This window comes from Prauserella rugosa, from assembly GCF_000719975.1.
Lineage (GTDB): Bacteria > Actinomycetota > Actinomycetes > Mycobacteriales > Pseudonocardiaceae > Prauserella > Prauserella rugosa.
On sequence record NZ_JOIJ01000066.1, the window covers coordinates 1 to 534 of the forward strand.

A 534-nucleotide genomic window follows, 5' to 3' on the forward strand; every position below is an offset into this window, starting at 1 on the left:
TCCCGCGCCACCGCAGCCGGGATGGGACCGTAGCCGTCCAACTCACAGCCGCTGTCGGACATCGACAACGCGGCGTCGATCGGCATGTGCAGGTAGACCGTGGCGGCGGCTTCGGGGACCCGAACACCGGGGTCGTTGCCGAGGAGGAGGTCGGCGGTGATGTCGGCCCGCAACTGGTCCAACGTGCGCAACTCGCCATCACGCCGCAGGCGGCGTGCCATCGCATCAACCCGCGCATAACAGGCAGCCGCGACCTCCGACGGCAACTCGGCGGTAAGACGGGATTGCGCGTTCGGCCCGTGATCAAGCTCCACGCGCCGCCCAGCCCGGGCCATGCGAGCCCGCTCGGCCTGCCCGCCTGGGTCGACCTTCTCGACCAGTCGCGCCGCGTGCTGAGCCAAATTCCGAGGCTGCCACGACGTCACCGGAGCGGAAGCGAGCTTGTCGCTCAACAACGCATCCACCTGCCGGGCATGCTCGTCAGACAGCGGCGAGGTCACGGCCAAGATCCGCCGGGCCCCATACAGCTCGACC

Annotated in this window: 1 protein-coding gene; it reads right to left on the minus strand. The window is 69.3% G+C overall.

Annotated features, from left to right (window positions below):
* A partial coding sequence (locus tag IF64_RS0124945; RefSeq protein ID WP_157575548.1) for a DUF222 domain-containing protein occupies positions 1-500 on the minus strand: 500 nt, incomplete at its 3' end.
* Between the last annotated feature and the right edge of the window lie 34 nt (positions 501-534).